This is a genomic window from Vibrio sp. Scap24 (assembly GCF_013394185.1).
Lineage (GTDB): Bacteria > Pseudomonadota > Gammaproteobacteria > Enterobacterales > Vibrionaceae > Vibrio > Vibrio pomeroyi.
Map to the genome: position 1 here is coordinate 1,793,827 of NZ_CP041333.1, position 25,927 is coordinate 1,819,753.

26 protein-coding genes are annotated in these 25,927 nt (G+C 44.3%); 16 read left to right on the top strand and 10 right to left on the bottom strand.

The window, feature by feature from the left end:
• Positions 1-278: 278 nt before the first annotated feature.
• From ulaR to FLM53_RS23255, 4 genes are all read left to right on the top strand, one after another.
• A complete protein-coding gene (ulaR, locus tag FLM53_RS23240; RefSeq protein ID WP_019827029.1) occupies positions 279-1,034 on the top strand; it encodes an HTH-type transcriptional regulator UlaR in 756 nt (251 codons plus the stop codon).
• Positions 1,035-1,154: 120 nt separating this feature from the next.
• The gene (ulaG, locus tag FLM53_RS23245; protein WP_048660966.1) at positions 1,155-2,222 is read left to right on the top strand and encodes an L-ascorbate 6-phosphate lactonase; all 1,068 of its coding nucleotides are present in this window, start codon (positions 1,155-1,157) and stop codon (positions 2,220-2,222) included.
• A 68-nt stretch (positions 2,223-2,290) separates the two neighbouring features.
• Positions 2,291-2,533, top strand: a complete 243-nt coding sequence (locus tag FLM53_RS23250; RefSeq protein ID WP_132981751.1) for a hypothetical protein — start codon at positions 2,291-2,293, stop codon at positions 2,531-2,533.
• Between the two features lie 206 nt (positions 2,534-2,739).
• On the top strand, positions 2,740-3,201 hold the full coding sequence (locus FLM53_RS23255) for a hypothetical protein (protein ID WP_176679214.1): 462 nt from the start codon (positions 2,740-2,742) through the stop codon (positions 3,199-3,201).
• A 71-nt stretch (positions 3,202-3,272) separates the two neighbouring features.
• On the opposite strand, the gene FLM53_RS23260 is transcribed toward FLM53_RS23255, so the two are convergent.
• A complete protein-coding gene (locus FLM53_RS23260; RefSeq protein ID WP_176680055.1) occupies positions 3,273-5,504 on the bottom strand; it encodes a hypothetical protein in 2,232 nt (743 codons plus the stop codon).
• A 500-nt stretch (positions 5,505-6,004) separates the two neighbouring features.
• On the opposite strand from FLM53_RS23260, the gene FLM53_RS23265 reads away from it, so the two are divergent.
• Entirely contained in the window at positions 6,005-6,904 is a 900-nt protein-coding gene (locus FLM53_RS23265) for a GyrI-like domain-containing protein (protein ID WP_176679213.1), read from the top strand.
• A 76-nt stretch (positions 6,905-6,980) separates the two neighbouring features.
• On the opposite strand, the gene FLM53_RS23270 is transcribed toward FLM53_RS23265, so the two are convergent.
• The 3 genes from FLM53_RS23270 to FLM53_RS23280 all read right to left on the bottom strand — a co-directional run bounded on the left by FLM53_RS23270 (position 6,981) and on the right by FLM53_RS23280 (position 8,811).
• Entirely contained in the window at positions 6,981-7,319 is a 339-nt protein-coding gene (locus FLM53_RS23270) for a Fis family transcriptional regulator (RefSeq protein WP_176679212.1), read from the bottom strand.
• A 199-nt stretch (positions 7,320-7,518) separates the two neighbouring features.
• Positions 7,519-8,493 (bottom strand): Gfo/Idh/MocA family protein, encoded by a 975-nt coding sequence (locus FLM53_RS23275; protein ID WP_176679211.1) that lies wholly within the window; start codon positions 8,491-8,493, stop codon positions 7,519-7,521.
• Positions 8,494-8,496: 3 nt separating this feature from the next.
• Complete coding sequence (locus FLM53_RS23280) at positions 8,497-8,811, bottom strand: putative quinol monooxygenase (protein WP_176679210.1); 315 nt, start codon at positions 8,809-8,811, stop codon at positions 8,497-8,499.
• Positions 8,812-8,917: 106 nt separating this feature from the next.
• Here FLM53_RS23280 and FLM53_RS23285 point away from each other — a divergent pair, with 106 nt between their 5' ends.
• Positions 8,918-9,856 (top strand): LysR substrate-binding domain-containing protein, encoded by a 939-nt coding sequence (locus FLM53_RS23285; protein ID WP_176679209.1) that lies wholly within the window; start codon positions 8,918-8,920, stop codon positions 9,854-9,856.
• A 43-nt stretch (positions 9,857-9,899) separates the two neighbouring features.
• Here the strand turns inward: FLM53_RS23285 and FLM53_RS23290 are convergent, their stop codons facing one another.
• The 3 genes from FLM53_RS23290 to FLM53_RS23300 all read right to left on the bottom strand — a co-directional run bounded on the left by FLM53_RS23290 (position 9,900) and on the right by FLM53_RS23300 (position 12,768).
• Positions 9,900-11,108 carry a winged helix-turn-helix domain-containing protein gene (locus FLM53_RS23290; RefSeq protein WP_176679208.1) on the bottom strand — a complete coding sequence of 403 codons (1,209 nt, stop codon included), beginning with the start codon at positions 11,106-11,108 and terminating at the stop codon, positions 9,900-9,902.
• 34 nt (positions 11,109-11,142) lie between these two features.
• On the bottom strand, positions 11,143-11,790 hold the full coding sequence (locus tag FLM53_RS23295; RefSeq protein WP_176679207.1) for a DsbA family oxidoreductase: 648 nt from the start codon (positions 11,788-11,790) through the stop codon (positions 11,143-11,145).
• A 180-nt stretch (positions 11,791-11,970) separates the two neighbouring features.
• Positions 11,971-12,768 carry a Cof-type HAD-IIB family hydrolase gene (locus FLM53_RS23300; RefSeq protein WP_176679206.1) on the bottom strand — a complete coding sequence of 266 codons (798 nt, stop codon included), beginning with the start codon at positions 12,766-12,768 and terminating at the stop codon, positions 11,971-11,973.
• Between the two features lie 277 nt (positions 12,769-13,045).
• On the opposite strand from FLM53_RS23300, the gene FLM53_RS23305 reads away from it, so the two are divergent.
• Together FLM53_RS23305 and FLM53_RS23310 are read left to right on the top strand one after the other, a co-directional pair.
• Positions 13,046-14,209, top strand: a complete 1,164-nt coding sequence (locus FLM53_RS23305) for a glycosyltransferase family 2 protein (RefSeq protein WP_176679205.1) — start codon at positions 13,046-13,048, stop codon at positions 14,207-14,209.
• Entirely contained in the window at positions 14,206-14,871 is a 666-nt protein-coding gene (locus FLM53_RS23310; RefSeq protein ID WP_176679204.1) for an START domain-containing protein, read from the top strand. The genes FLM53_RS23305 and FLM53_RS23310 overlap by 4 nt, the downstream gene beginning before the upstream one ends.
• A 74-nt stretch (positions 14,872-14,945) precedes the next feature.
• Here the strand turns inward: FLM53_RS23310 and FLM53_RS23315 are convergent, their stop codons facing one another.
• Positions 14,946-15,527: a TetR/AcrR family transcriptional regulator gene (locus tag FLM53_RS23315; protein WP_176679203.1), complete on the bottom strand. Its 582-nt coding sequence runs from the start codon at positions 15,525-15,527 to the stop codon at positions 14,946-14,948.
• A 127-nt stretch (positions 15,528-15,654) separates the two neighbouring features.
• Between FLM53_RS23315 and FLM53_RS23320 the strand changes: the two genes are divergently transcribed.
• From FLM53_RS23320 to arsB, 3 genes are all read left to right on the top strand, one after another.
• Positions 15,655-16,170: an HPP family protein gene (locus FLM53_RS23320; RefSeq protein ID WP_176679202.1), complete on the top strand. Its 516-nt coding sequence runs from the start codon at positions 15,655-15,657 to the stop codon at positions 16,168-16,170.
• A 179-nt stretch (positions 16,171-16,349) separates the two neighbouring features.
• The gene (locus FLM53_RS23325; protein ID WP_008215942.1) at positions 16,350-16,691 is read left to right on the top strand and encodes a helix-turn-helix transcriptional regulator; all 342 of its coding nucleotides are present in this window, start codon (positions 16,350-16,352) and stop codon (positions 16,689-16,691) included.
• A 109-nt stretch (positions 16,692-16,800) separates the two neighbouring features.
• Complete coding sequence (arsB, locus tag FLM53_RS23330; RefSeq protein ID WP_176679201.1) at positions 16,801-17,856, top strand: ACR3 family arsenite efflux transporter; 1,056 nt, start codon at positions 16,801-16,803, stop codon at positions 17,854-17,856.
• Positions 17,857-17,947: 91 nt separating this feature from the next.
• Here the strand turns inward: arsB and FLM53_RS23335 are convergent, their stop codons facing one another.
• A complete protein-coding gene (locus tag FLM53_RS23335) occupies positions 17,948-18,829 on the bottom strand; it encodes a LysR family transcriptional regulator (RefSeq protein WP_176679200.1) in 882 nt (293 codons plus the stop codon).
• A gap of 127 nt (positions 18,830-18,956) precedes the next feature.
• Here FLM53_RS23335 and FLM53_RS23340 point away from each other — a divergent pair, with 127 nt between their 5' ends.
• The 5 genes from FLM53_RS23340 (at position 18,957) to FLM53_RS24200 (ending at position 24,214) form a co-directional block, all read left to right on the top strand.
• Positions 18,957-19,388 (top strand): PACE efflux transporter, encoded by a 432-nt coding sequence (locus tag FLM53_RS23340; RefSeq protein WP_176679199.1) that lies wholly within the window; start codon positions 18,957-18,959, stop codon positions 19,386-19,388.
• Between the two features lie 439 nt (positions 19,389-19,827).
• Positions 19,828-20,682 (top strand): MIP/aquaporin family protein, encoded by an 855-nt coding sequence (locus FLM53_RS23345; RefSeq protein WP_026084170.1) that lies wholly within the window; start codon positions 19,828-19,830, stop codon positions 20,680-20,682.
• Positions 20,683-20,741: 59 nt separating this feature from the next.
• The gene (glpK, locus tag FLM53_RS23350) at positions 20,742-22,262 is read left to right on the top strand and encodes a glycerol kinase GlpK (RefSeq protein WP_123285491.1); all 1,521 of its coding nucleotides are present in this window, start codon (positions 20,742-20,744) and stop codon (positions 22,260-22,262) included.
• A gap of 310 nt (positions 22,263-22,572) precedes the next feature.
• On the top strand, positions 22,573-23,364 hold the full coding sequence (locus tag FLM53_RS23355) for a DeoR/GlpR family transcriptional regulator (RefSeq protein ID WP_123285490.1): 792 nt from the start codon (positions 22,573-22,575) through the stop codon (positions 23,362-23,364).
• Positions 23,365-23,821: 457 nt separating this feature from the next.
• Positions 23,822-24,214, top strand: a complete 393-nt coding sequence (locus FLM53_RS24200; protein WP_176679198.1) for a transposase — start codon at positions 23,822-23,824, stop codon at positions 24,212-24,214.
• 53 nt (positions 24,215-24,267) lie between these two features.
• Here the strand turns inward: FLM53_RS24200 and FLM53_RS23365 are convergent, their stop codons facing one another.
• Positions 24,268-25,404: a YadA C-terminal domain-containing protein gene (locus tag FLM53_RS23365; protein WP_176679197.1), complete on the bottom strand. Its 1,137-nt coding sequence runs from the start codon at positions 25,402-25,404 to the stop codon at positions 24,268-24,270.
• Between the last annotated feature and the right edge of the window lie 523 nt (positions 25,405-25,927).

Here is a 25,927-nt window from a genome sequence, read left to right on the forward strand (position 1 = left end):
GCTCACGAACTAGACTTTACCAATCAAAAGTAATCATTCAATGCTCACTTGTGATTACTTTGATTTATATCAATTAACCACACTAGGAATACGCCTAATTGAGCTTGGGATCACACACAAAAACAACAAAGCATTTAAAATCAATCACTTATAAAAAATTGTGATTGAGATCCTATTTTTATATCGATGTGGTTTGACAATCATGATGGTGATTATTAGAATCAAAACAAATCAAAAGTAATCATCAAATTGTCACAACGACATAAAGAGTGATAAATATGAATGAAGTACAAAGACATAACGGCATCGTGTCGCTGTTAGAAGATATGCAGACAATCAACGTCTCACATATCATTGATAAATTTAGTGTTTCACCAGCAACTGCAAGACGTGATATCGCTAAATTAGATGAGCTAGGCCGACTGCGAAAGATTCGAAATGGTGCAGAGCGAGTAGAAACTCAGAAGAGGAAGTGGTCACCACTGAATATCAACAGCACTGAGTTCTATGAAGAGAAATCCGAGATTGCACAAGCAGCTGCTGGACTTTGTCAGTCGGGTGATACAGTCGTAATCAACTGCGGTTCTACAGCTTTTCTACTTGGCCAACAGCTATGTGGAGATGACGTTCAAATCGTAACGAACTACTTCCCACTCGCAAGCTACTTGATCAACGAGGATCATGACGATGTCATCATCATTGGCGGTCAATACAACAAAGCGCAGAACATCTTTTTGAATCCAGCTCCTAATTCACTAGGCGGTTATGCAGGAAACTGGATGTTCACTTCAGGTAAAGGCTTAACTGACGCCGGGTTATACAAAGCCGACATGTTAACAGCCGTCGCTGAACAGCAAATGCTTGAACAAGTCGATAAGCTCGTGGTGGTGGTCGACAGTTCAAAGGTTGGACAACGCACCGGAATGCTCTTTTGCAATACCAAGCAAATAGACATCGTCATCACCGGTAAAGACGCCAATCCAGAAGTTGTTAAGCAGATTGAAGCTCAAGGGACGCAAGTCATCTTAGTTTAAATCACAGGGCAAACTGCCCTCCCAATAATAATAAATTCAGCTCAGTGCCTTAATCCAAATTAAGGCGCTCGGCTCCCTACATCCAAAATTAATCAAATTATTGAAATAAAAGGTATTATCATGAGCAATGTAAACGAAATCACTCGCGAGTCTTGGATCCTAAATACATTCCCTGAGTGGGGCACATGGTTAAATGAAGAGATTGAACAAACGGTTGTGCAACCGGGTACGTTTTCTATGTGGTGGCTGGGTTGTACAGGTATTTGGCTAAAATCAGAAGAGGGTGCAAACCTATCAATGGACTTCTGGTGTGGTACTGGTAAAAAAACACAAGCCGTTCAAAAAATGAAAAACCAGCACCAAATGATGCGTATGGGCGGTGTGGAAGCACTTCAACCAAACCTACGTACCGCGATCTTCCCATTGGACCCTTTCGCTATCAAAGAGATCGATGCAGTTATGGCATCTCATGACCACGGCGACCACATTGATATCAACGTTGCTGCAGCGGTTCTACAAAACTGCGGCGACCACGTTAAATTCATTGGTCCTAAAGCGTGTGTTGATTTATGGATGAAATGGGGTGTGCCAGAAGATCGTTGTGTTATTGCTAAGGTTGGCGATGAGATCAAAATCAAAGACGTGAACATCAAGGTTCTGGATGCGTTTGACCGTACTGCACTTGTAACACTACCAGAAGGAACTTCTTCTATAGACAAAGAAATCCTAGACGGCATGGATGACCGCGCAGTGAACTACTTAGTAGAAACAACTGGTGGTTCTGTTTACCACTCTGGTGACTCTCACTACTCAAACTACTATGCTAAACACGGTAATGACCACAAGATCGACGTTGCACTGCTTTCTTACGGTGAGAACCCACGTGGCGTAACAGACAAAATGACATCTTCAGACATTCTTCGTGCTGCTGAGTCTTTGAACTGTGAAGTGGTTGTTCCGTTCCACCACGACATTTGGGCAAACTTCCAAAACGACCCACGTGAAATCGAAATGCTGTGGAACATGAAGAAAGAACGCCTGCAATACGGATTCGCTCCTTTCTTCTGGCAAGTAGGCGGTAAATACACTTACCCAACAGACAAAGGTCGCATGCACTACCAACACTTCCGCGGCTTTGCTGACATCTTCAAAAATGACCCTGAACTACCATACCGCGCATTCTTGTAATCATTAGTAACCACCTTAACTAGGGAGCGATTCGCTCCCTTTTTTCATCATCGAATAAGGACATTGATATGGTATTACGCGAATTTAAGAATCACTTTAGTCGTGGTGATTTGAAAGCAGCCATTGGTGTTGTTTCACCTTGTGCTAATGGCTATTACTTAATGGTGAAAAGCAATCAGTGGGGTGTGAACAGTTTTCTTGAATCTGATAGAAAGATGCAACCCAGAGTATTTAAGACTCAACAGGCGCTGTTGAATGCGGCAAAAGCGATCGGTTTTCCTTACCACTCGATCGATATCCAACATCTCTAACCGCTCATATTCCGATTAAATTAAGACCGGAGAGAACTGTTATTCCAACTGAATACGAAAGCCATTCACCTGATGAATAAAACAAAACAGGAAGCATTTATTAATCCACTCGATAAAAATAATTCTTACAATTAAGCGTGTTTATTCGTTAATAATATTGTTACTCAACGGCATAATAGTCACGAATCCATTCAACGAGTTAGGTTATGTTCTGCAAGCGCCTTTTGGCATTGGTTTTACCCATTTCTGTTATCTTTTCTACGCACGCTGAAACCTTTGGTGAGCGAATAGAGCGCATCGAACAAGAAAATGCATTAGCGAAAACAATAAGCGAGACACAAGCAGAGCTCATACAGAAGGTAGTACAAACCAACCACTGCGCCAAAGTGGCATTAGTCCATCATCATCGGATTTTAGGCCAATACAAAAAGCCAACCTCGTCTTCTGAACTATTCGTTAAATGGCGAGAGCTAGGCAAGGAACTAGACAACAAATATGAGACGAATTACCCGGGCTATCCCAAGCATGTATTTCAAGAGTACCCAACCGCTTCAAGCAAGGTTGATGGTTATCTCTTTGCTCTAATCGACAATGGTTTGAATGAAAAGTCATGGATAGCCAAAGAGTTCAAGCAGTGCAAAAACAATAAGCTAATCTCAAGAACCTAGCTTAGATTTCATGGTCAGGGCTTACCCGAAAAGAAGCCCTTTTAACAAGTGCAATCACTTTCAAGATCCGCCTAATAAAGTAAGAACAGCCCTTCATAGCCACCTATCTCTATTTGCGTGACATACTCTCCGATGTTGCCGTTTGCATCGACAGGCTTCATCGGTACGTCCAATACAACCGTAAGCTTCTCTGTCTCATAAAAGCTCGCATTTTTACCGTGGAAATCCGTACGGTACAACACTCGACCCTTATCGAACTCTCTCGCCAACACCATATCTTCAGGGCCACCAGCCACAACTGTTCGCTCAGACTGATGTAAGAAATAGGTATACGTAGGCAATACGTGTGTCATTCCATCGGGTAAGTCTGCATGCACCATTTCATTCATCGAGGAATCACCCACAATGGTGTAATCCGCAGGTACAGGCGTAGTTGTCGAAAGCATCAAGGGAATGGCTTCGAAGCCTTCGGGAATAATATTGCTGGGTTCGCCCAAATAGACCGCCAATAACGCACTTGGTTGATAAGCGACATTTTTTGGCACACCACTCTTCCAAAAGTTATCCGCTGTGGTGTTGTCACTTCCATAGACATAACCATTGTTCCACTGATTGAAATAGCTGTGTTGTGAATGGTGATTCAAGTAATAAATCGCCAATGCTGAGTATTGGTCTTGTCGCCAGTTTTGTTCAGAACCACCGAAGAACTGAACACGACCAAAACGCGTTGTCGCCTGAAAAATCACGCTTTGATCGGCATACGCCAATGCCGAATTATCCCAAAACTTGGAGATACCCGAATAGCCACTAAAACCAGTCGATGGGAACACGTAATGCTCCCTGAAATATAAAGAGCCCGCTTCCACAAGGTGAGATTGACCATTACGCCCAAGTAAGTTGGCTGTCCCAATATTCAAGCCTATCAAAGCATCACGATTGAGAGTTGCGAGGCTTTTTAAGAAAGCAGAGAATTGCGCTTTATAAAGTTCATCGGCCTCGGTAGAACCCGCCACCAATCCTAGCTCTTGCACCGTGCCACCAGAGTGAACATAAAACTGGTTTCCCCCAAGCAGCTTGTTGGTATCATCGTTATAAGCACCATTTAGCCCCTGCTCTGCCCAGTTTTGCTGATAATAAGCATGAACCGCCGATAGGTAATTGAGGTTGGCGACATTAGCTAGCGCCCATGAAGAGCTCTGACTCCACATTCGGCCAAATGGCACCACGCGCGACTCCCAACGAAATCGAGCGGTGGCATTTTTATTGGTGCGATTTTTATACTCACTTTGTGACAAGTAGTTGTCTTGATTCAGATCGGCTGAAACATCAAAACCACGGATCTTACGCCATTGGCTGATTGCATTCCCATCAGGTGTTGTTTCAGGCGCATCGGTAAGCTTCACCACAGGAAAGCTGTTTCTAAGCTTCACTTCTTTAAGGCGCGGTCTGTCACTGGCGTTATCACCTTGCCAACGGATTCTCATCACATACAGACGCCCGCCGTCGCGCACAAAAGTAGAACCAAAATATTGGCCTCCGCCATAGCTAGCACCACTACCGTCATGGGTTGTCGCCCTTACCCAATCAGATGGTAGGTTCCACAACACAGATTGGTTCTTGGTCATGTTGAGGGTTTTGTCTTTCTTCAGATCCAACGCAGACCATTGTGATACCTGCCCATGGGCATCAACTTCTGTTGGATACTCAAGCCAAAACTGACCACCAGAAGCGAATTGAGAGAACTTCAGTGTCAGCCTATCGAACTGCTCTGCGTGATACACATAAAGCGCACCACCTTGTTCGAAGTTCTCAAACACATCCGCATCCCAAGGCGGTTGTTGATAGAGCCAGAAACCCGCGTGGTCTTCACTTGCGGTATAACCGACGATCATAGGTTTTCGATTAAGAAGGGTATTTTCACCGTGGCTTTTGTCGACTTCAGCAATCACAGTGTCTTCAGAGAAATGCAGAAAGAAGTCTTCATAATTGGCACCGTTTAGCGCTGCGTTATTGCGAAGATCATTTTCTAACCAGCCAGAGTTTATCTCCAACTTTTGGTTGTACATGTAACCAATCGCTGTAATTCGCTCATTGTCGGCTTTGTCTGCATAAGAGCCAAACACGATATCATTGTTTGTGATTTCCCAATCAATGACATCCGTTGCCGACATTGGCGAATCGCTTAAGTCGACACCTTGCTGGTGCGATCCGGGTAATACAATCGCTTTACCGGCAGCAAAAGCGTTACTAGCGGTTAGGTAGAATGGAATGAGTGCTAGTAACCATAAAATGTAGGGGTTCATCATTCAGTTTTCCTAATCGATACTGTCGTTACTCAAAAATACGAGACGAAAAGCCAGCCAACTTACGTGTCAATTTAGGAATCAAAATACGAAAAAAGTATCGGTTAGAAACATGTATTGATCAAGCCCCCATCGGCTCAGTATCTCTTACCTCTAAAAATACCTCCTAATACATATGTAAAGTCAGCACGTTAGAACGAAAGCTAAAAACTTATAATCTTAATTTTGCTGACAAGCTAAGTATTCCAGAGTCACGATTCTCGGCTTCACTTTTTCTCATTATGAGAATTAAGTCGAACGAACAGTGAATGCGCGATAGCTACAAAGACAATTCAGTTTGGGAGAAGTTAATCTTGTTGTTCGAAGGAAAATGGAAAGCGGGAATTGGATTTACTGCATCTAATCTCAGTTTCAATGCCACTCTATTGAAACTCAATTGGGATAGGTTAGTCTCTGAAGCTATATAAGAACAATGGCAATAAAGAGTGGTAAATAAAGCAATGTACGTTGACTATCATACGCGGCTGATTCCCGTTGTCCGTTATCTAGAGAAGCACTTTAACGAGCCGCTCAACCTAATCGAAGTCGCGGCATTAGCCAACTTTTCACCTTACCACTTTCATCGCACTTTTAAGGCCGTTCAAGGCGAGACCCTTGCTGATTTCATTCGGCGATTGAGGCTAGAAGCGGCAGCGAATGATCTCTTCAAATCCAAGCAACCCATTATTAATATCGCATTGGACTACGGGTTCTCATCGTCTCAAAGTTTTGCAAAAACATTCAAACAACACTTTGGTGTCACACCGAGTGCCTTCCGTGATTGTGAAGATTACCAAGCGTTTTCTGAGTTAACTCGAAATAGCAAGATTGGACACACGTTGCGCAAGAATGGAAACGATGCAGTGGCAAGCAATTCATATACTGACTCCGAACGAACAACATGGAGTATGACAATGAAAACGCAACAATTCGAACCATCAAAACTAGCGTATGTACGAGTGACAGGCCCTTACGGACAAGGTTATGATGAGCCAAGCGGTCGTCTTTACCAATGGGCCGAAATGAAAGGGTTAGCAGGTAACAGCTGCATCTTTATCTATCATGACAATCCGGAAATCACACCAAACGATAAATGCCGTACTGACATCTGCTTGATGGTTCCAGACGACACTGAAGTACCCAGTGGGATCGAATTGAAAGATTTTCCCGGCGGACAATATGCAGTGATGCGCCAAACCATCACCGAGCCAAGTCAATACGCTAAAGCGTGGGACGACCTAATGATTAAGGTCATAGAGTCCGGCCTAGAAACCGAAGACCGCCCTTGCTTTGAGCTTTACCACAGTTACGATCAACAGACTCAGCATTCAGACGTTAGCTTCTGCACTGCAATTAAATAATAAGAGTAAATACAGTAACAAAGCCTACCTCATGTAGGCTTTCGTCCTTTGGTTAGCTAACCCTTACTAAAGCTTCTTAAAGTCTATGGTTCCACTTCCCTTGGTGGTCACGGTCGCAATTTTCTTGTGTATCGTAGCTGATGTGCTTATCGATATTCTTCAGTGTAATTCCTACCTGACCGAACGCCTTTTGGATGGTCATTGAGACTTGCTGTTGGCCTTCTCCCTCTAGGAAATTCGTTCTATCTTGATTGGTGTCGAACACACAAACGATTTTTAAGCTTTGTGGAAAAGAAGAGAAATTGACCGTATGAGTCACCCAAAGAAAACCATCGTAGCCTTTCAACATATCTTCACACACGTCAGTTAGCACATCTCTGATCTGATTTTCGATCTTCTTATCTGATTTACGCATGCAGAAAACTTCCTATTTAACACCTTAAAAAATAAGGTTTTTCAGTCAATGTTGTCTTAACCGATATTGGACACTGTGGTCGTTTCAAATGCAAAGTATTTATTGAGGATAATGGGCGAGAGGGGTTAGAGAAACGCCTCATGCTTGATAGCTTACGTGACTACCAAGTATGAGGCGTGTACCGGAGTTAGCCAAGAAACTAGCTTGCCGCTTGTTCCCAATCCGTCAGTAACTTCATGATTACGCGAGAGTCTTGATGATTCGCCATTGGCGCTGCAAGTTGTGTGTCGCCTTGCTCAACCGCGTGGCGGATATTGCGCACTTGGTAATGGAAGCCATCGCCTTGCGCTTCGACTTTCACTTCACGTTTCGATGTTTCATAGATCTCAACCGTGAATGTGTTGTCTTCGGTCGGTAGCCATGGGTTGGTGTCGAGCGTGATGCAGCCTTTGCTGCCTAAAATCGTAAAGCCATGCTTTAAGCCATGGTCTTCTGCAGTATGGATTTGCGCAGTGAAGTGGTCATTGAAGCGCATCATCGCCGATGATTCACAGATATTGCCATCTTGGCCACGTCGACCGATTGCTGAGATCTGCAGATCATCAAACACACTTTCACCAAACTGGTGTTGTGCGACAGAGTGAATCAGCGACATTGGGTAACAGCCCAAGTTGTACAGTGCACCTTTGCTCGCAGGGTTAACGAACTGATCAATCGCAGCGACGTATGAACCTTGAATAGAGCGTACTTCACCGATCTCACCTGTAGCTAATTCTTGATGAAGCTTGGCGATCAATGGATGATTCAAGTACATCAAACCTTCTGCAAAAAATACACCCGCTTCTTTCACCGCTTGCAGAGCTTGTTCGGTTTTTTCCATATCAACCGATAACGACTTTTCACAAAGAATCGCTTTGCCTTTTTGAGCAGCTTTAATCACGTATTCGTGGTGAACGTGATTAGGTAACGCGATATAGATGATGTCGACTGACTCATCTTCAATCAAGGCTTCATAGCTGTTGAAGGTCAATGTTGGCTTGTACTGCGCCGCAAACTCATTGAGTGTTTTCTCTGTGCGTCCTGCAACGGCATACAGTTCACTTTGAGCATCGCCTTTGATCGCATCGGCCATAACGCCTGAGATAAAGCTGGTTCCTAGAATTCCCCATTTCATGGCTTATTTCTCCTGCTCTTTTGATTCAAGCTGCGTTTCGAACGCTTGAACTAACTCGGTAATATCACGCTCGATAAACGCTTGAGTGTGAGGCATGCCAAAGTGCTGATTAATCGCTTCACGGTTTACGTATTGCTCAAGCAAAATCACGCGGTCGCTTTGGTCTTGGTCATAGGTTGCTATTGCTTGTAGGCAGCCTGATTCGCTCTGCATATCTAAGCAAAACTGTTCGATGGCTTCAACTGCAGCCTCACGTTCAATGTTGGTTTTAATCTTAAGTTCGGCAGTAACAAAGATGGTTTCGTTTGTTTGAGGCATTTCACGCTCTTATTTTAGTTAATTATCGGTTTGTCATTAATATAATTAACCCCTAATAATTGATAAACTTACCTTTTGTTTATTATTTATCAACCAAGAGTGTTCAATGGATAAGTTCACCAGCATGAAAGTCTTCGTTTACGTAGTGGAGCAAGGTAGCTTTCGCAGTGCCGCCAACCACTTCAACCTATCGGCGACTATGATCAGTAAACATGTCCATCATCTTGAATCGAGCCTCAACTCTCAACTGATTCATCGCACTACACGTAAGCAGTCTCTAACCGACTCGGGGCAGCTTTATTATCGAGAATGTAAGCGAATTCTCGAAGACATCAGCAATGCTGAAAACCTGATTCAAACCTTAGAAAACCAACCTCAAGGCACGGTAAAAATAAACTGCCCAGTTACCTATGGGAACAAGGTGCTTGCCCCAATCGTAGCGAAGTTCCTTGCGAATCATCCAACGATTAATGTCGAACTCGTATTAAACAACGATCTTGTTGATCCCTACTCTTCCGATATTGATTTAATTGTGCGAATTGGTGACCTGTCTGACTCCAGCTTAGTCGCCAGATATTTAGGGGACTACGAGATGTGTTACTGCGCGGCTCCAGAGTACCTTAGTCAACATCCAGAAATCCGCGTATTGGAAGACCTTGCACAACATCCATCGCTTGGGTTCAGTTATAGCAGCCGTCGTGATGTTAATGGCCGAGATGCACAAACGCGGAGTGCGCAAAGCAGTGAATCGCAACTCCTACCCCCTCAGAGCCACCAAGCAACGCATAGCGCGGTGAATAAAGGGCAAGTGCGTTTGATGTCGAATAATGGGGATGTGTTGCGATATGCCGCCCTGCAAGGCGTGGGTGTGTTATTGCAGCCAACTATTTTAGTGTCAGAAGAGATTGAACGTGATGCTCTAGTGGAGATCCTACCCGGTATGGTTCCTTTACCTAAGCCAATTCACTTACTCTACAAAACCAAGCAACTGTCGTTGAAGAACAGAACCTTTGTCGAGTTCTTGTTGGCCGAGCTTGCTGAATAACGAGATAGTTTATGTAACTAGGACTTATAAGCAGTGATAAGCGTTAAATCATTTGCCAATGACTCATCAGGCGCTTACCAAGATCAGAGGGCGTGGTGTTATGGACGACCATCTCGTCACATTGATTGAACACCATGAAGTGTTTTAGCTCATCACATAAGGCATGAACAAATGATTCATGTTTTTTGATTCGCTCTTCCATAACCAAGTTGCGAACATTGAGTAAGCGACTCTTCCTATCAACTTTACAATCCATTCGTGCCACCAGCTCTCCTTGCCACAGAATCGGCAAACTAAAGTAACCAAACTGACGCTTGGCTTCTGGAACATAACACTCAAGAAGGTAATCAAAATTAAACAGTGATTGCATTCGCTTACGTTGAATCAACAGGTTATCGAACGGAGACAGTATCTTTAACTTGGTTCGAGATAGAGGCTGATTCAGCAGTTCAAACGCATCGGGCAACATGTAGTAATCAGAACCTTGAACATCCACTTTCACGACTTGTTTATCTTCAAGCATCTGCTGGAGTGTTTTCTGAATCAGTGGTTTGGTGTTCTTAAGGAGATAGCTCATTTCCGATGTAATGCCCACACCGTTCGCTTCTAAATAACGAACAATCAGATGCTCAATGTATTCTTGCTCAGTTGGTTCAGAGGTATCAATGCCACTTGGTAAAACTCGCTCGGTTAAGTCATACACCTTATGAAAGTTCACTCGGCTTGGCACCATTAAGTCACCTTGCATAAACAAAGTCTCTAGCGCCTGTTTGGCCGGTTTTCCGCCCCATCCTCCAGGGTTGGGTCTATCCCCTTCAAAGTCTTTCGCCATCAATGGCCCTTCGCTCTCAATACGTTTGAGAACATGCGCCATAAGTACATCATCTTTTTTATACCAATGCTTGAGCTTACCGCTCGCAAACCCATTCTTTCGATGCAGGCTGAAGCGGTAGTCACGCATAGGTAAATACGCGGCGGCATGCGACCAATACTCAAACACTTCTCGACGTTCTAACAGCTTATCCAGATGATTCAACTGGTAATCTTGATTGCGATTCCAAAGCGTGTGGTGGTGAGCTCGCTGAATCACAGAGATGGTATCAATTTGCACATAGCCAAGGTTTTCAATCGCAGACAGCGTGTTCGCCAAAGCGCCACCATTACGTTGCTTTTTAGGCGGCAGCTTCTTAGGTGGCAATTTTTGCGAAAGCAATACCATTTTTTGTGCTTGTGCGAGTGAAAGTGATTCCATGAAATTCAGACTCTAATTGATACCAATGATCAGCTTATGATTCCGCAATAAGCTCTTGAAGGATTTGCTTGTACGTTTCTACCGTCTGCGCGCCAGTGACTGCACTCTTGCGGTTGAATACCACAGTAGGAACCGCAGAGATGCCCATGCGTTGCCATTCAAATTCTTGCGCTTCAATTTGCTTTAAGTTGTCGGTGTTCTTCAAGCGTTTCAGTGCCTTCGTTGAGTCCAAGCCAGCCGCTTCAAGTTCTTGCGCAATCACCTCAAGATCAGACAGATCTTTCTGCTCCGAAAAGTGCGCAGTAAAGAAGCGTAGCTTTAACTCCGTCTGTTTACCGTGAGCGAGAGCAAAATCAAGCAGCACATGTAGGTGACGTGAATTCACCATTCTCATGCTGTCATAGAAATTGAAATCGAACCCAACCGCTTTGCCGCGAGCCGCCAGTTGCTCACGTGAGCGCTGACTTTCTTCGGCACTAGAGCCGTATTTTCTCATGATATGCTCACGCAGGTTTTCACCCTCTTGCGGCATATCTGGATTCAACTCAAACGGCTGCCATTCAAGTTCAATCTGTTGCTCTAAGCCAAGTTCTGAAACGGCTTGCTCTAGATTTTTGTAGCCGACTACGCACCAAGGGCACATTACGTCAGAAATAATATCGAGTTGAAGTTTCTTGCTCATAATCTTTCCAAATATCGTTGCTAAGGCGTATCCAATTCGAAGCGGATACCCATCTTTCTGATCAGAATACAATAAATTGAACACTCGTTCAAATTTAACTCTATGCACCATTAGCCAACAAAAAAGCCGACTCATGTTAGTGAGTCGGCTTTGATAAAAATCGGATTGAACTTAACCGCGTTACGCTAGCAGTTTCTCAAGCACTTGGAATACACCTGCATCGACGTTACTTGGCGCGCCAAAACGTGCGATCTCTTTCAGCTTAGGGTGTGCATTTTCCATCGCGTAAGAATGGTAGCTTTCTTTGAGCATTTCGTAGTCATTTAGGTAATCACCAAAGCTCATGGTCTGCTCGAAAGTGAAACCTAATGTGTTTTGTAGATGTTTGATTGCCGCCCCTTTCGACGCTTCAGCATTCATCACATCCAACCAAATTTTTGCACTCACAACCACTTGGTAATTGTCACCAAACTTGGCATCGATGCTTGGGTTTACTTTCTCTTGTGAACCGTCGAAGTGACAAATAGCAACCTTGATAAATTCATCTTCTACCGCCAGCAAGTCTTCTACTTGCTCACGACGATGGTAGTACTTAGAGATCTCCTCTAGAGCACGTTCGTCTTTGGTTTCGATGTATGCCGATTTCTTACCACACAGCACCACATGTGCACCTTCAATAGCACGCGCTTCTTTGATGATGTCATTGATGGCATCAGTATCAAGCAAGCAGCTGTAGAGCTCTTGGCCTTTGTGCATCACTAATGTGCCGTTTTCAGCAACAAACATCATGCGATCTTTTAGCGGAGCAAATGTCTCCATCAAGCTGTAGTACTGTCGACCCGATGCCGCAGCAAAAATGATGTCTTGAGCTTCTAGTCGCTCATAAAGATTGAAGAATTCAGGGTCTAGCTTTCCGTGTTCATTAAGCAGAGTGCCGTCCATATCAGCAGCGATAAATTTGATGTTCTGTTGTGGCATTTCCGGGCTTACCTATAAGTAAAAATTAAAGTGTAAATTATGATTTTCGTTATCTTGTGTAACGGTTCTATGTTCGATTATATCGCTAGAGTAGCCAGTGAATGCAATGCTTATTTCTGAGCTCTAATAAATCGCTTCAAATGTGCTTCAAACGCAAAACTGAACTGCCCGACATGTCGCTTTGAATGATTGAGTCCTACATACCTGAGGTGAACGAAACCTCTCAAGGCTATACGATCCTTAGACTCTATCACTTTATTTTTTGACCACTGTAATCATGATTCTAGCTATCACTTCGACCTTGTTTTGCATCGTTACCATCAAGTTTTTAATCACACTTGCCAATTTGGCGCGCCATCGCGTTCACATTACGCCTAAAGTTTCTCTGAACAGAACGAAATGGCCAACCGTGTCCATTATTATCCCCGCGAGAAATGAAGAAGATAATATTGAGACCAGCCTCAGTTCGCTAATGAAGCAAAACTACCCAAAAGACAGGTTTGAAATCATTGTGGTTGATGATTTTTCTACTGACTCGACACGAACCATCGTTGATACGCTAATCGACGCATCGAGTGTTAACGTTCGTTGTATATCAGGAAGAAAGCTACCGCCCAATTGGCTTGGGAAAAGCAACGCTTGCATGGTCGGCTCACAGCAAGCAACCGGTGAGTACTTGTATTTTATCGATGCTGATACAAAGTCTGAACCCTTAATGCTACAAAGCGTTATCCATTTCGCCTCACGACACAAAACGGATTTGCTGTCGTTCAACCCTAGACAAGCATTCACATCAACGGTTGAGAAAATCACCTTACCCGGCATATTTCTTTCAGTTGCGTCTTACATGAACTTCAAGAACGCAAACGACAAGTCAAAATCAGACGCTATTGCTAACGGCCAAGCCATGCTTTTTACACGAAAGTCGTACGATGCTGTCGGTGGACATACTGCAGTAGCCAGCGAGATATCCGAAGACATCGCTTTTGCAAAACTCGTGAAGAGATGCGGTTTAAAAGCGTTTTGGGCTTTTGCGGACGAGCTTATGAGTACTCATATGTATTCAAACTTTAGTTCGATTTGGGCGGGCTTCTCCAAAAACATGAATCTTATTGTAAATTGCCAATCAAGATTCCAAGTACTTGGTGCATTCATCAAAACGAATATCATTGCATGGGCTGCCCCGGTGATGCTGCTTGTATCAACTCACCATTTCATCGGCGCCCCTTCATCAATCAATAGCTACTCCTTAGCGATCAATGCTCTGATGTTGCTCGCTTCCATTGTCACTTATCTTATTTTGGTCAAAGAGCTCTTTATACCAGCTCGTTATGCGCTAACCGTGCCTTTGGGAATTTCGTTGCAAAGCTTGTTGATTCTCAACAGTTACCGCTTATCAAAGAACAATAAAATCACTTGGAAAGGGCGAGCACTGTCATGATCAGTAAGATTCTAGCTTTCATTATGATCGCGACGTCTTTTTCAGTGTCGGCATCGGATGCAAATGAGTGGAAGCTCGTTCGTGATAAGAAGGGAATCGAAGTCTACAATCGAAAAATTGAAGGTAACGACTTTAAGGAGTTTCGTGCAGAAGCCGATATCCAAGCCAACCTTACGTCAATCATCGCTTTGTTTACGGATACTTCAGTAGGCACTCAGTGGGTAGAAAACATTGATAAAATGGAAGAGATAGAACACTTTAGCGAAGCACACACGGTCACTAAAACCTATACAAAAGCGCCGTGGCCCGTCTCGGATCGTGAAGCCATTGTCGAAAACTTTATCGAGCAAGACCCAGACACATTAACCGTGATGATTACCCAACACGGCAGACCCAATTATCATCCAAATGACGACAAACGCATCGTCAGAGTGGCTCATCTAGAGTCGCGATGGATCCTCACACCACTGGACAACAATACAACTCATATTTCTTATCAAGTGTTGAGTGACCCTGGAGGATCGATTCCATCTTGGTTAATCAATATGGTCGCCGTATCTCAACCCTACAAGACGCTTCTTGGTTTGTCTGAGATGTTGGATTCACATACCTACTCTGAGAGTACACTGAATTTCATCAAGAACTATGAGTCAGCTGAGTAATCGAGTTTTGAAGCTCCAAGATAGACTGTTTAATGGAGATAGGAACGGCCTGTCTTCGTTAATCTCCTTAGAGATCAAGCCAGAGTCGCTAAGACGTTTAGTGCTTGTTGGTAGGCTTTTTTCTTAGCGTCATGGTTTGAATCTGATGCTGAATCAAACTCGCCAAACTCACTTCTTACAATCAGCCCTTCGATAAACGTCATAACCGATTCCGTTCGTCGTTCGAGCGTTGCAGCATCTGCTTCTTCGCCACCGCATACCACGTTGTGAATCGTGTTCTTGAGCCAAACCTTGTGCTTGTGCGAAAGCATCGCTATGTCATCTTCTGACTCTTTAAATTCAGCAAGCGCATGCATGAACATGCAACCTTTGAAGTCCGGTTGTTCAAACCATGAAAAATGCCAATCTAAAAGCGCATCCAGTTGACCTTGTAACCCAGAAGTGGATGCAAGTGCCGCCTCTAAACTCGACTCAAAACGCTGGTGACGCCTTTCCAACACCGCTTCAATCAGCTTAGTTTTAGAACCAAAGTGACGATACATGGATGTCTTAGAAACCGCTGCTTCATCTCGGATCATATCCACCCCAACAGCGGTATAACCAAACTGGTTAAACAAAGACTCAGCCACATCCAAGATTAGTTCTTTCTTACTCATCCTATCCACTCATTCAATTAGGGTCGCAAAATTTTACGTTGTAAAGAGTGTACAGATCTGTATCATTCAAATCAAACAGTACAGATCTGTACACTTTTATTATTTACTCAAAAGCGAGGAGTTAGTGATGATACAAAAACTGATCGGTGGAGGAGAGCTACCTCCAAAGGCAACATTGAGCCAACTACTTAAGGGCTTTATTGGTGGTACGGTAGGCATATTGATCTTGTGTTTACTTGCCGAGCAGTCACAAGTGCCTTGGTTAATGGCACCGTTCGGCGCGACTTGTGTGCTGTTGTTTGCAGTACCAACCTCGCCGCTTGCTCAACCACGCAACATCATTGCGGGTCATTTCATTTCAGCCGCAGTCGGACTCGCAGCGCTGTATGGTTTTGGTGATTCTTATTTAGTGATGTCGGTAGCAGTAGGTAGCGCGATATTTTTGATGCAGTATTTTCGTGCGGTTCATCCACCAGCAGGCGCTAACCCGATTGTTATCGCGTTAGCAGGCACATCGCTTGTCGATTGGACCTTCTTGTTTACGCCTGTTCTAGTAGGCAGTGTCGCGCTCGTTTTGGTGGGCGCTATGCTCAATAACACCTCGACACAACAACGGTGGCCGCTGTATTGGGTAGGAAAGTAGAACTGAGCACTTATTTCTAACTCGCGCAGTAATCATTAAGTTGGCCTTAATCGCGGATGTGAATATTGCATGTTTGATGTTTAAGTTTTGCGACTTTTAAAATTCGCGTTGACCGCCAAAAGAAATAGGCTTACTATTAATCGTCTTTTAACGATTAGTAGTAAGTGAGCCACCTAAGTATGACTGCAACATGCCAAGCAACAGAAAGCTGTTCTCTACCTCTTCCGCCGAGTAATGCTGAAGCAGAAAAAGAGATGGCTGCGTTAGCAAAAGCACTCGCTCATCCAGCAAGAATTCGCATACTTAGTATCTTGTCCGCATTAGAAAAATCGGGCGGCTGCTTAAACAGTGATCTGGTAAGTGAGTTAGGTTTGGCTCAATCAACGGTATCAGAACACCTAAGAATATTAAAAAGCTCAGGTTTTATCACGGCTGAGTCTATCCCGCCGAAGATGTGTTACCGCATCGACCGCGACAATATTCAACGCTTCGAATCGGTATTTAACAGCATTTTAAAATAGAAGTTCACGCTTGAGGGATCGGCTTTGATAGCCTTTACTTTTAAGCGTGTTTTTTTGCCACAATTAATCGTTTTTCGACGATTTACGATATCAACAAAGAGAGATTACCATGAAACCAAAGTTAGGTTTTCTAGATCGCTACTTAACACTCTGGATCTTCATCGCCATGGGTATTGGTGTACTGCTTGGCACCGTATTCCCACAAATCGAACAGTGGAACGAATCTATGTCTGTTGGCACAACCAACATTCCACTAGCGATTGGCCTTATCTTAATGATGTACCCGCCTTTGGCTAAGGTTAACTACAGCCTATTGGGTACTGTGGTAAAAGATAAGAAAGCCATCAAACTGTCTCTTATCATGAACTGGTTGGTTGGCCCTATCCTAATGTTTGTATTGGCGCTGACGTTCTTGGGTGATCACCCAGGTTACATGGTCGGTGTGATTCTGATTGGTCTTGCTCGTTGTGTGGCAATGGTTCTGGTTTGGAACGACATTGGCGGTGGTAACAAAGAGTACGGCGCGGCATTGGTTGCTCTAAACAGTGCATTCCAAGTGGTGAGCTACAGCTTTATGGCGTGGCTATTCATCAGCGTTCTTCCACCAGTATTTGGTTACGAAGGCATGATGGTTGATATCTCAATGATCGATATTGCACACAGTGTTCTTATCTACCTAGGTATCCCATTCCTAGCGGGCTTCCTGAGCCGTAAGATCCTTGTGTCGATGAAAGGCGAGCAGTGGTACAACGATGTGTTCATTCCACGCATCTCACCAATCACACTGATTGCGCTACTGGCGACTATCGTTCTGATGTTCAGCCTAAAAGGTGAGATGATTGTTGAACTGCCAATGGACGTATTGTTGATTGCTGTTCCACTGACTATCTACTTCACAGCGATGTTCTTCATCAGCTTCTTCATCGGTAAGAAGATGAGCATTGAGTACGACAAGAATGCATCAATTGCCTTCACAGCGACAGGTAACAACTTTGAGTTAGCTATTGCCGTAGCCATCTCTGTATTCGGTATCAACTCAGACCAAGCATTTGCAGGCGTTATCGGTCCACTGATTGAAGTACCAGTGCTGATTTACCTAGTGAACGTTGCGCTTAAGATGAAAGACAAGTACTACAACGGTCAGACGGTTAAATCTAGCATCTAGCATCTAGCATCTAGCATCTAGCAGAAGATAAAAAACTAAGGGCTTACCTTTCGGGGTAAGCCCTTTTTATTTGTCTGCCGCTTGTGAAAGATTAGTCGAGCAAGGTTTTGAGATGCTCTTCCAACCACAGCAAACCCGGCCCTTTCATCGCTTTCTTTGATATCACCAAATCGACAGGAGGCGACCATGTTTTATGGTCAAATGAGACGTTAATCTGGTTAAGCTTTCCCTGTTGAATCTCATCTTCCACCAAGTAACTCGGCAAGTATGCCCAGCCCACCGAGCTATGTACGATCATCTCTTTGATAGCGACAAAGCTGTTCGCCCACCACACCTTGCCTGCAACCACAGGAAAATGGTCAATCACCTTACCTTTGTTGCCCCGTAGAATAAGCTGACGATGAGAAATAAAGTCGGGTAACTTCGCAACTGACACTTTCGCTAAAGCATGGTCTGGATGACACACGGCAACGAACGGTAGGTTACCAATAAAACATGGCTCTGAATCGGCATGGAAAGCGAGATCAGTAAACATCAAGCCGATATCCGCGCGGTCTTGTGACACCAAACGATTAACATCGGTACTCGCCGCAGCCATTAACTCAACTTCGGTGGCTGGGAATGTTCGGCTGAATTTGTCCAACACCTTAGGCAATGAAGGAAGCAACAAGGCATCATCTAAAGCGATGCGCAGTAGCCCTTCCTCTTGATTATTGATGGCATTGACTGACGAGTTGAGATCTTCCACCTGAAGGATAATCGCTTTGACCTGTTTGAAGATCTGTTGGCCTTGCGCCGTCAGCGTTGGCTTGCGTGTCGAACGGTCAAAAAGTTGAACATTAAAATCTATTTCAAGATTACTGATGCCTTGGCTCACCGCCGACTGTACCTTACCCAATTCGCGTGCACTGGCAGAAAATGACCCTAATTCAACGGCATACACAAACATCTTCAGCTGTTCTATGTTGTACATTCGGTATCTCCCAACACTTACTATCACCATATGTGATGCTAACTATCTTTATATTATCACTTAAATAGATATTATCTAGCCAAGTCATTAGCCGATAGAGGCTAGAAAACAGAAAGAGAGTAAAGAGATGTCACATAAAGAACGCATGTTGCACATGGTGCTATTTGAATTAGCAGCCTTGATTTTAATGGCCGTGGCGGCAACTTACATTGTCGGTGGCGGAGCAGTAAAAATGGCAGGCTTGGCGCTGTCTTTATCGCTGATTGCGATGACATGGAACTACGTCTACAACTACGGTTACGACAAGATTTACGGTGCTGACCGCAGCAAACGAACCAAGAAAACGCGTATTCTGCACGGCTTAGGTTTCGAGCTAGGCTTGATGTTGGTGTCGTTCCCGCTACTGATGTGGGTACTTCAACTCGAATTCTGGACAGTATTAATGATGGATATCGGGATTGTTATCTTCTTCGTGCTTTACGCAATTGCGTTCAATTGGGTATATGACTCGATCCGAGCTCAGTTGGTTGCGAGAGGAAAGGTCGCAGCTCTGGTTTAGAGAACCGAGTTCTAGAAAAACAAACACCCAAATTAAAACTGCCTAACTACACCGTAGTTGGCAGTTTATTCATTTATGCATATAAGCTCACAGGTTAACGCCCTTGTTACATAGCAAGAACATCGCCTAGCCCTTCTTAATTAAGTCTAATTATCCACCACTCACGAATCAGCATCACAAATCCAGCCATCAACTCCTCGTACCAGTTGTGCATCCGTTTACATACAGGTAATTTTAGCGGCCTCGAAACACATCAATTCGAGCAATGACGTTCATGCGAGCTTCTTTTTCGAACAAAAGTGTTCGGATTAACATTTCAAGTGACTTTAATTAACAATTTTATGCTCAAACGCTCACTTTTAATGTTCGTTTATTTTCGAGTTCGCAAATTTATGCACAATACACGTGCTAGATAAGCAAAACTAAAAAGGACTCGAACATGACAACAAACAAACACCCTTCTTTATTTGGGCAATGCTTAGCCGAATTTATCGGTACAGGGTTGCTCATATTTTTTGGCGTTGGCTGCGTGGCAGCACTGGTATTAACCGGTGCAACATTCGGACAATGGGAAATCAGCATCATCTGGGGCTTCGGTGTTGCTATCGCGATTTACTGTACAGCTGGTGTTTCTGGCGCACACATTAACCCTGCAGTGACCATCGCACTGGCAATGTTCCATGGCTTTGATAAGGCGAAAGTTGTGCCTTACATCATTTCGCAGCTACTTGGCGCATTCTGCTCTGCTGCTTTGGTTTACAGCCTGTACAGCAACCTATTCACTGACTACGAAATCGCGCATAACTTCGTTCGTAGCAGCCAAGACGCATTATCAACCGCTGGTATCTTCTCGACTTACCCACATGCTTCACTCTCTTTCTTCGGCGCTTTTGCTGTGGAATTCGTGATTACCGCTGTGTTGATGTTTGCCATTTTAGCGCTAGGTGATGAGAACAATGGCGCATCTCGCGGCGCAATGAACCCACTGCTGATCGGTATTCTTATCGCGGTAATTGGTGGTTCTTTAGGTCCACTGACTGGCTTCGCAATGAACCCTGCTCGTGACTTTGGACCAAAACTTTTCGCTTACTTTGCAGGTTGGGATTTCGCATTGAGCGGTGCTCGTGATATTCCTTACTTCATCGTTCCAATTCTTGCTCCAATTGCAGGTGCATGTTTTGGTGGTTGGTTGTACCCACGTGTTATCGGTGCTTACCTACCAGTAGAAGGCCAAGGCTGCACTATTCCAAACCAATGTGAAACAACAGAAGAAGCTGAACAAGCTCAAGCTTAATCACTAAGCGACCCTACATTTACTAGAATATAAATAACAAAAGAAAAAGGATTCTTACCATGACCGAGCAAAAATACATTGTTGCCCTAGACCAAGGCACCACAAGCTCTCGCGCTGTAATCCTCGACCACGATGCAAACATCGTAAGCTCTTCTCAACGAGAATTTACTCAAATCTATCCGAAAGCGGGTTGGGTTGAGCATGATCCAATGGAAATCTGGGCAACTCAAAGCTCTACATTGGTTGAAGCTCTTGCTAAAGCAGGCATTCGCAGCGACGAGCTAGCGGGTATTGGTATCACTAACCAACGTGAAACCACCATTGTTTGGAACAAAGAAACAGGCAAACCGGTTTACAACGCAATCGTATGGCAGTGTCGCCGTACAGCAGACATCTGTGAAGACCTAAAAGCACGTGGCCTAGAAGACTACGTACGTGACAATACTGGCTTAGTCCTTGACCCGTATTTCTCAGGTACAAAAGTAAAATGGATTCTAGACAACGTTGAAGGCGCTCGCGAAGACGCTGAAGCAGGAAAATTGCTATTCGGTACGGTTGATACTTGGTTAGTTTGGAAGATGACTCAAGGACGTGTACACGTTACGGATTACACTAACGCGTCTCGTACTATGTTATTTAACATCAACGACCTATGCTGGGATCAAAAGCTCCTTGATGAGATGGGTATCCCTTCATCAATGATGCCAGAAGTGAAGCGTTCTTCTGAGGTTTACGGTCAAACGAACCTTGGTGGTAAAGGCGGTACTCGTATCCCAATCGCGGGTATTGCGGGTGACCAACAAGCTGCACTTTACGGTCAAATGTGTGTAGAAGCTGGCCAAGCTAAGAACACGTACGGCACAGGTTGTTTCCTTCTGATGAACACAGGCCAAGAGAAAGTAACGTCTAAAAACGGTCTACTAACAACACTGGCATGTGGTCCTAAAGGTGAACCTGCATACGCACTGGAAGGTGCGGTATTCATGGGCGGTGCATCAATCCAATGGCTACGTGATGAGATGAAACTACTGGCTGGCGCAGAAGATTCTGAGTACTTCGCAACTAAAGTAGATTCTTCGAACGGCGTTTACGTGGTTCCTGCATTCACAGGCCTAGGCGCACCATACTGGGATGCTTACGCTCGCGGTACGATTGTTGGCTTGACTCGTGGTGTTAACTCGAATCACATCATCCGTGCAACACTAGAAGGCATTGCTTACCAAACTCGCGACGTACTAGACGCGATGCAAGCGGACTCTGGCATCAAGCTAGCAAATCTGCGTGTTGATGGCGGCGCAGTAGCGAACAACTTCCTAATGCAATTCCAATCAGACGTGCTGGATACTGAAGTTCACCGTCCTGAAGTAACGGAAGTAACGGCTCTTGGTGCGGCGTACCTTGCAGGCCTAGCGGTTGGTTTCTGGGACAGCATTGATGAGCTTCAAGGCAAAGCGGTTCTAAACCGCACCTTCATGCCACACCACGATGAAGAGAAGCGTAACCGCCGTTACAAAGGTTGGAAGCGTGCTATCAAGTGTGCGCAGGTTTGGTCTGAACTGCACGATGACGACGAAGAGTAATACTGAGTATTCAGTTAGTCACTATTAGCTAGATACTAGTCGTTAACTGAACTGAGGCCTTCGAATAATCACTTTCACGTCGGTTGGATTGTTCGAACCTCAGTAAACGAAACTAAAAAGAGCACTATTTTGTGCTCTTTTTTGCGTTTCAGGCTCAAATTTTCCACTCTGAGCACCGTTTTTGCGGTTTAGACACGATTCCTTACCATCATTACTTCTCTCTCTTCGTCAATTCGAGCACAATAGCGCGAGTTTATATTTTCGATTTTGACACGTCAGAGCCTTTGGCGTGCAGGGAGTGGTAAGTTAAGTGAAGCAGATACCAAGACACCAGCAGATTGTAGACCTGGTTAAAACACAAGGATATGTGAGTACCGATGAGCTCGTTGAAAAGTTCGATGTCAGCCCACAAACCATCAGACGAGACCTCAACGAACTCGCCGATAGCAACAAAATCCGTCGCTATCACGGTGGTGCAACCATTCCTTTAAGCTCAGAAAACACCTCTTACAACACGCGCAAAGCGCATAACTTCAACGAAAAAGACGTGATCGCCGACGAACTGGTAAAACACATCCCAGATGGCGCAACCTTGTTCGTTGATATCGGAACCACACCAGAATCGGTGGCTCGCGCACTCAACAAGAATCATAAACAGCTACGAGTTGTGACCAACAACATTAACGTTGCGAGCATCCTTCTGCCGAACCCAGAGATCAAGGTTATCTTGGCGGGCGGTGAAGTAAGAAACCGCGACGGCGGCATCGTGGGTGAAGCAACACTCGATTTCGTTAAACAGTTCCGCCTTGATTTCGGTATCTTAGGGATCAGTGGTATAGACTTTGACGGTTCACTGCTCGATTTTGACTATCATGAAGTTCGAGTGAAACAAGCTATCATCGAAAACAGCCGCAGTATCTTCTTAGCTGTCGACCACACTAAGTTTGGTCGTAATGCGATGGTTAAGCTTGGTAATATCTCTCAGGCACACATGGTGTTTACTAATAAGCAGCCGCCGGAAGAGATTCTTAACATCCTTAAAGATTCAGACATTCCGTTAGAAGTCATCGATACCGCTCAGCCTTCTACACCAAGTGAATAGCCCTGCTAATCCAAGCTCGATTAAATTGAATTGAATTGGTTTTAGTTAAGTTAAGTAAGAGCACTCGCATTCCTGAGCAATCAAAAGCCAGTTCTATTGATAAACACTTATCGATAGCTGGCTTTTTTATGGTTCATCGCGGATTAGCGGGAACTAAAAACAAAAACGGTAGTAAGTGATATGGTTTAATCGCCAAACAAAAATCATACACAAACTACCGTTTTCATGCCGAATCCTGCTTTTCTATCTTCATTCTGGGAAGGCTTTAAAATAGTAAAGTCTCACCAGACAGCATCACTTATTATCCTGACTCTTAAACTAACTCTGAGGCTAAATGCCCTTTTGGTCTTGAGGCCGAGGCTATCCATGAGTATCAATGGCGTCATGTAAAAGAAGCGATGTTGCTCGGTGTTCCTGTTGAACTTTCCGTTCAAATTCGAAGGATTAGGTGCCGTGAATGCGGCATAAAAGCAGAGGCAATTTAAATACACAGCAAGACAGCTATCTTACAGAAATATTGAATATCAATAAGGACTTAATGACCACTTATATACTCGCTCACAACTCAAAGAGCTTTGGTATTGTGAATCAGAAGCGCATGCTAAGGGGCTCTGGGAGGTGTGATGGGCAAAAGTACAAGAGAGGAATTAAGCCATTGAAAGAGTTCACACCAAAACTGAGCCACTATCTTCACGGTATTATAGCATCGGCAAATTATCAGCTAAACACCTACACCCTAGAAGGGACAAACAACAAGATAAAACTAATCAAGCGAATGAAGTATGGGTATCGAGATACAGACTACTTCTTCTTGAAGATAAAAGCGGCTTTCCACGGAAAGGAGCTATGAACCAAAAAAGCCGCCCCAAAGGACGGCCAAAACTCGCGTTTTATAGGTAATTCTTAGAATGCGTACTGAGCACCCGCACCAACAACAACGTCGTCAGAAGATGCCGCCAGTGTACCAGATGCAGACCAACCAGTGTCAACAAATGAATGAGCAACACCAATCGCTAGAGCAGCCTCAGAGCCCGCGTAACCAACACCCGCACCGAATGCAGTCATGCCGTTAGTAACCATTGGGCGAGCATTCACAGTCGCAGCATTTAGAGCTTGAGTTTGGTCAATGCGAGTATCTAAGCGGTCAACTTCACCGAATAGAGTGTCGATGTCTGATGCGTTTTGGTTGCCTAGAGCGTAAAGCTCATCGATTTGGTTTTGTTGTGTTGCAGCGTTCTGTGCAGCAGCTTTACCCGCTTCAGTTAGTGCTTTGCCTGAACCTGCTAGACCTTCAAGGCCGTCAACAAGTGCATCACGTGCTTTACCTGCATTATCGTTTGGTAGTTTAGGTTCAGTTTCAAGTTCACGTTCAGCTTGGCGTTCTTCCTGCTTTGCTGTCATGTATTCGTTGAACTCTTCAGCAGATACAGTAACTTCTTCACCCGTTGCGTAACTTGTGAAAGTCATTTTAGCAACACCATCTTGTGACGCTTCATGAACAGTTACCTGATAACCGTTTTTAAATGCTGCGTTCTCAATTTGTGCCTTCTTCTCTGAGTTAGAAAGGCCGTCTTTCCATTCAGTTACAACAGTCTGAGCGTGTGCTTTGATAGCGTCAGGATTGCCCGCAATTGGTTGAACTGGGTTAATAGGATCGATGATTGGGTCTACACCAAACTCAGGAAGGTTAGGGTCGATAATTACATCATGACCACCTTTGCGCTCGTCGCGGCGTGTCATCATGTTAACGTTAGCCTGTTTTTTAAGACCAGTTAGAATTGAATCCACGTTATCAGGGTTAGACAGGTCGATTTGGTCGATTTTGCTGTCGCCGTTAACGTTAGCAACTAAAACATAACCGTCAGCCGTTGGCATGATGTGAGCATCGTGGCCCGCTTTTGACATCACAGTATTGAAAGCATTGATTTTCTGAACTGTGCCGTGGTCGATACCAATTGGATCGTTTACGCGGTCTTGAATGCCGGCTACTGAACCGAAAGAAGTTGCGATGATTGCCGTTGCTAAGATTGTGCGTTTCATATTCATTTTACCTATAAATATTAATTAAGCGTATATATACGCATTGAGTTTCAAAAAAAGGCCAATTCAATTTGGCTTTAACTCGATGTCCGCTTCGATGGGATATATTATGTACATATACCCATTACGGCGCAACCTTTTTTTGGTATAAATACGAATTAATTTTTAATATATTGATTTATAAAGAAAAAATACCGTTATAAATACAGTTTTTATACTTGCCATTGCATGTCGCGTGTCATGTTCTGAGATAATGCGCCTACAAGCCAGTTAACTCCATTGATAGTTTGCGCGTTTGTGTTCTCTGCGAGGGTGCTATGGAATAACATTCTAACCACTTGAGGAAAGAAGCCACAGCTCCCACAGCTCTGACCCAAGAGTCCTCGAAAGCTTGCGGGCTTGATGTATCTGGCATCGCCATCATGCGAGGAAATACTCGTCCCTACAATGTCAGAGCTCTCACGCCCATCATTTCTGCAACCCGTCCGCAGGATGACGCGTCCCATCCCTCGTTCATAAATAA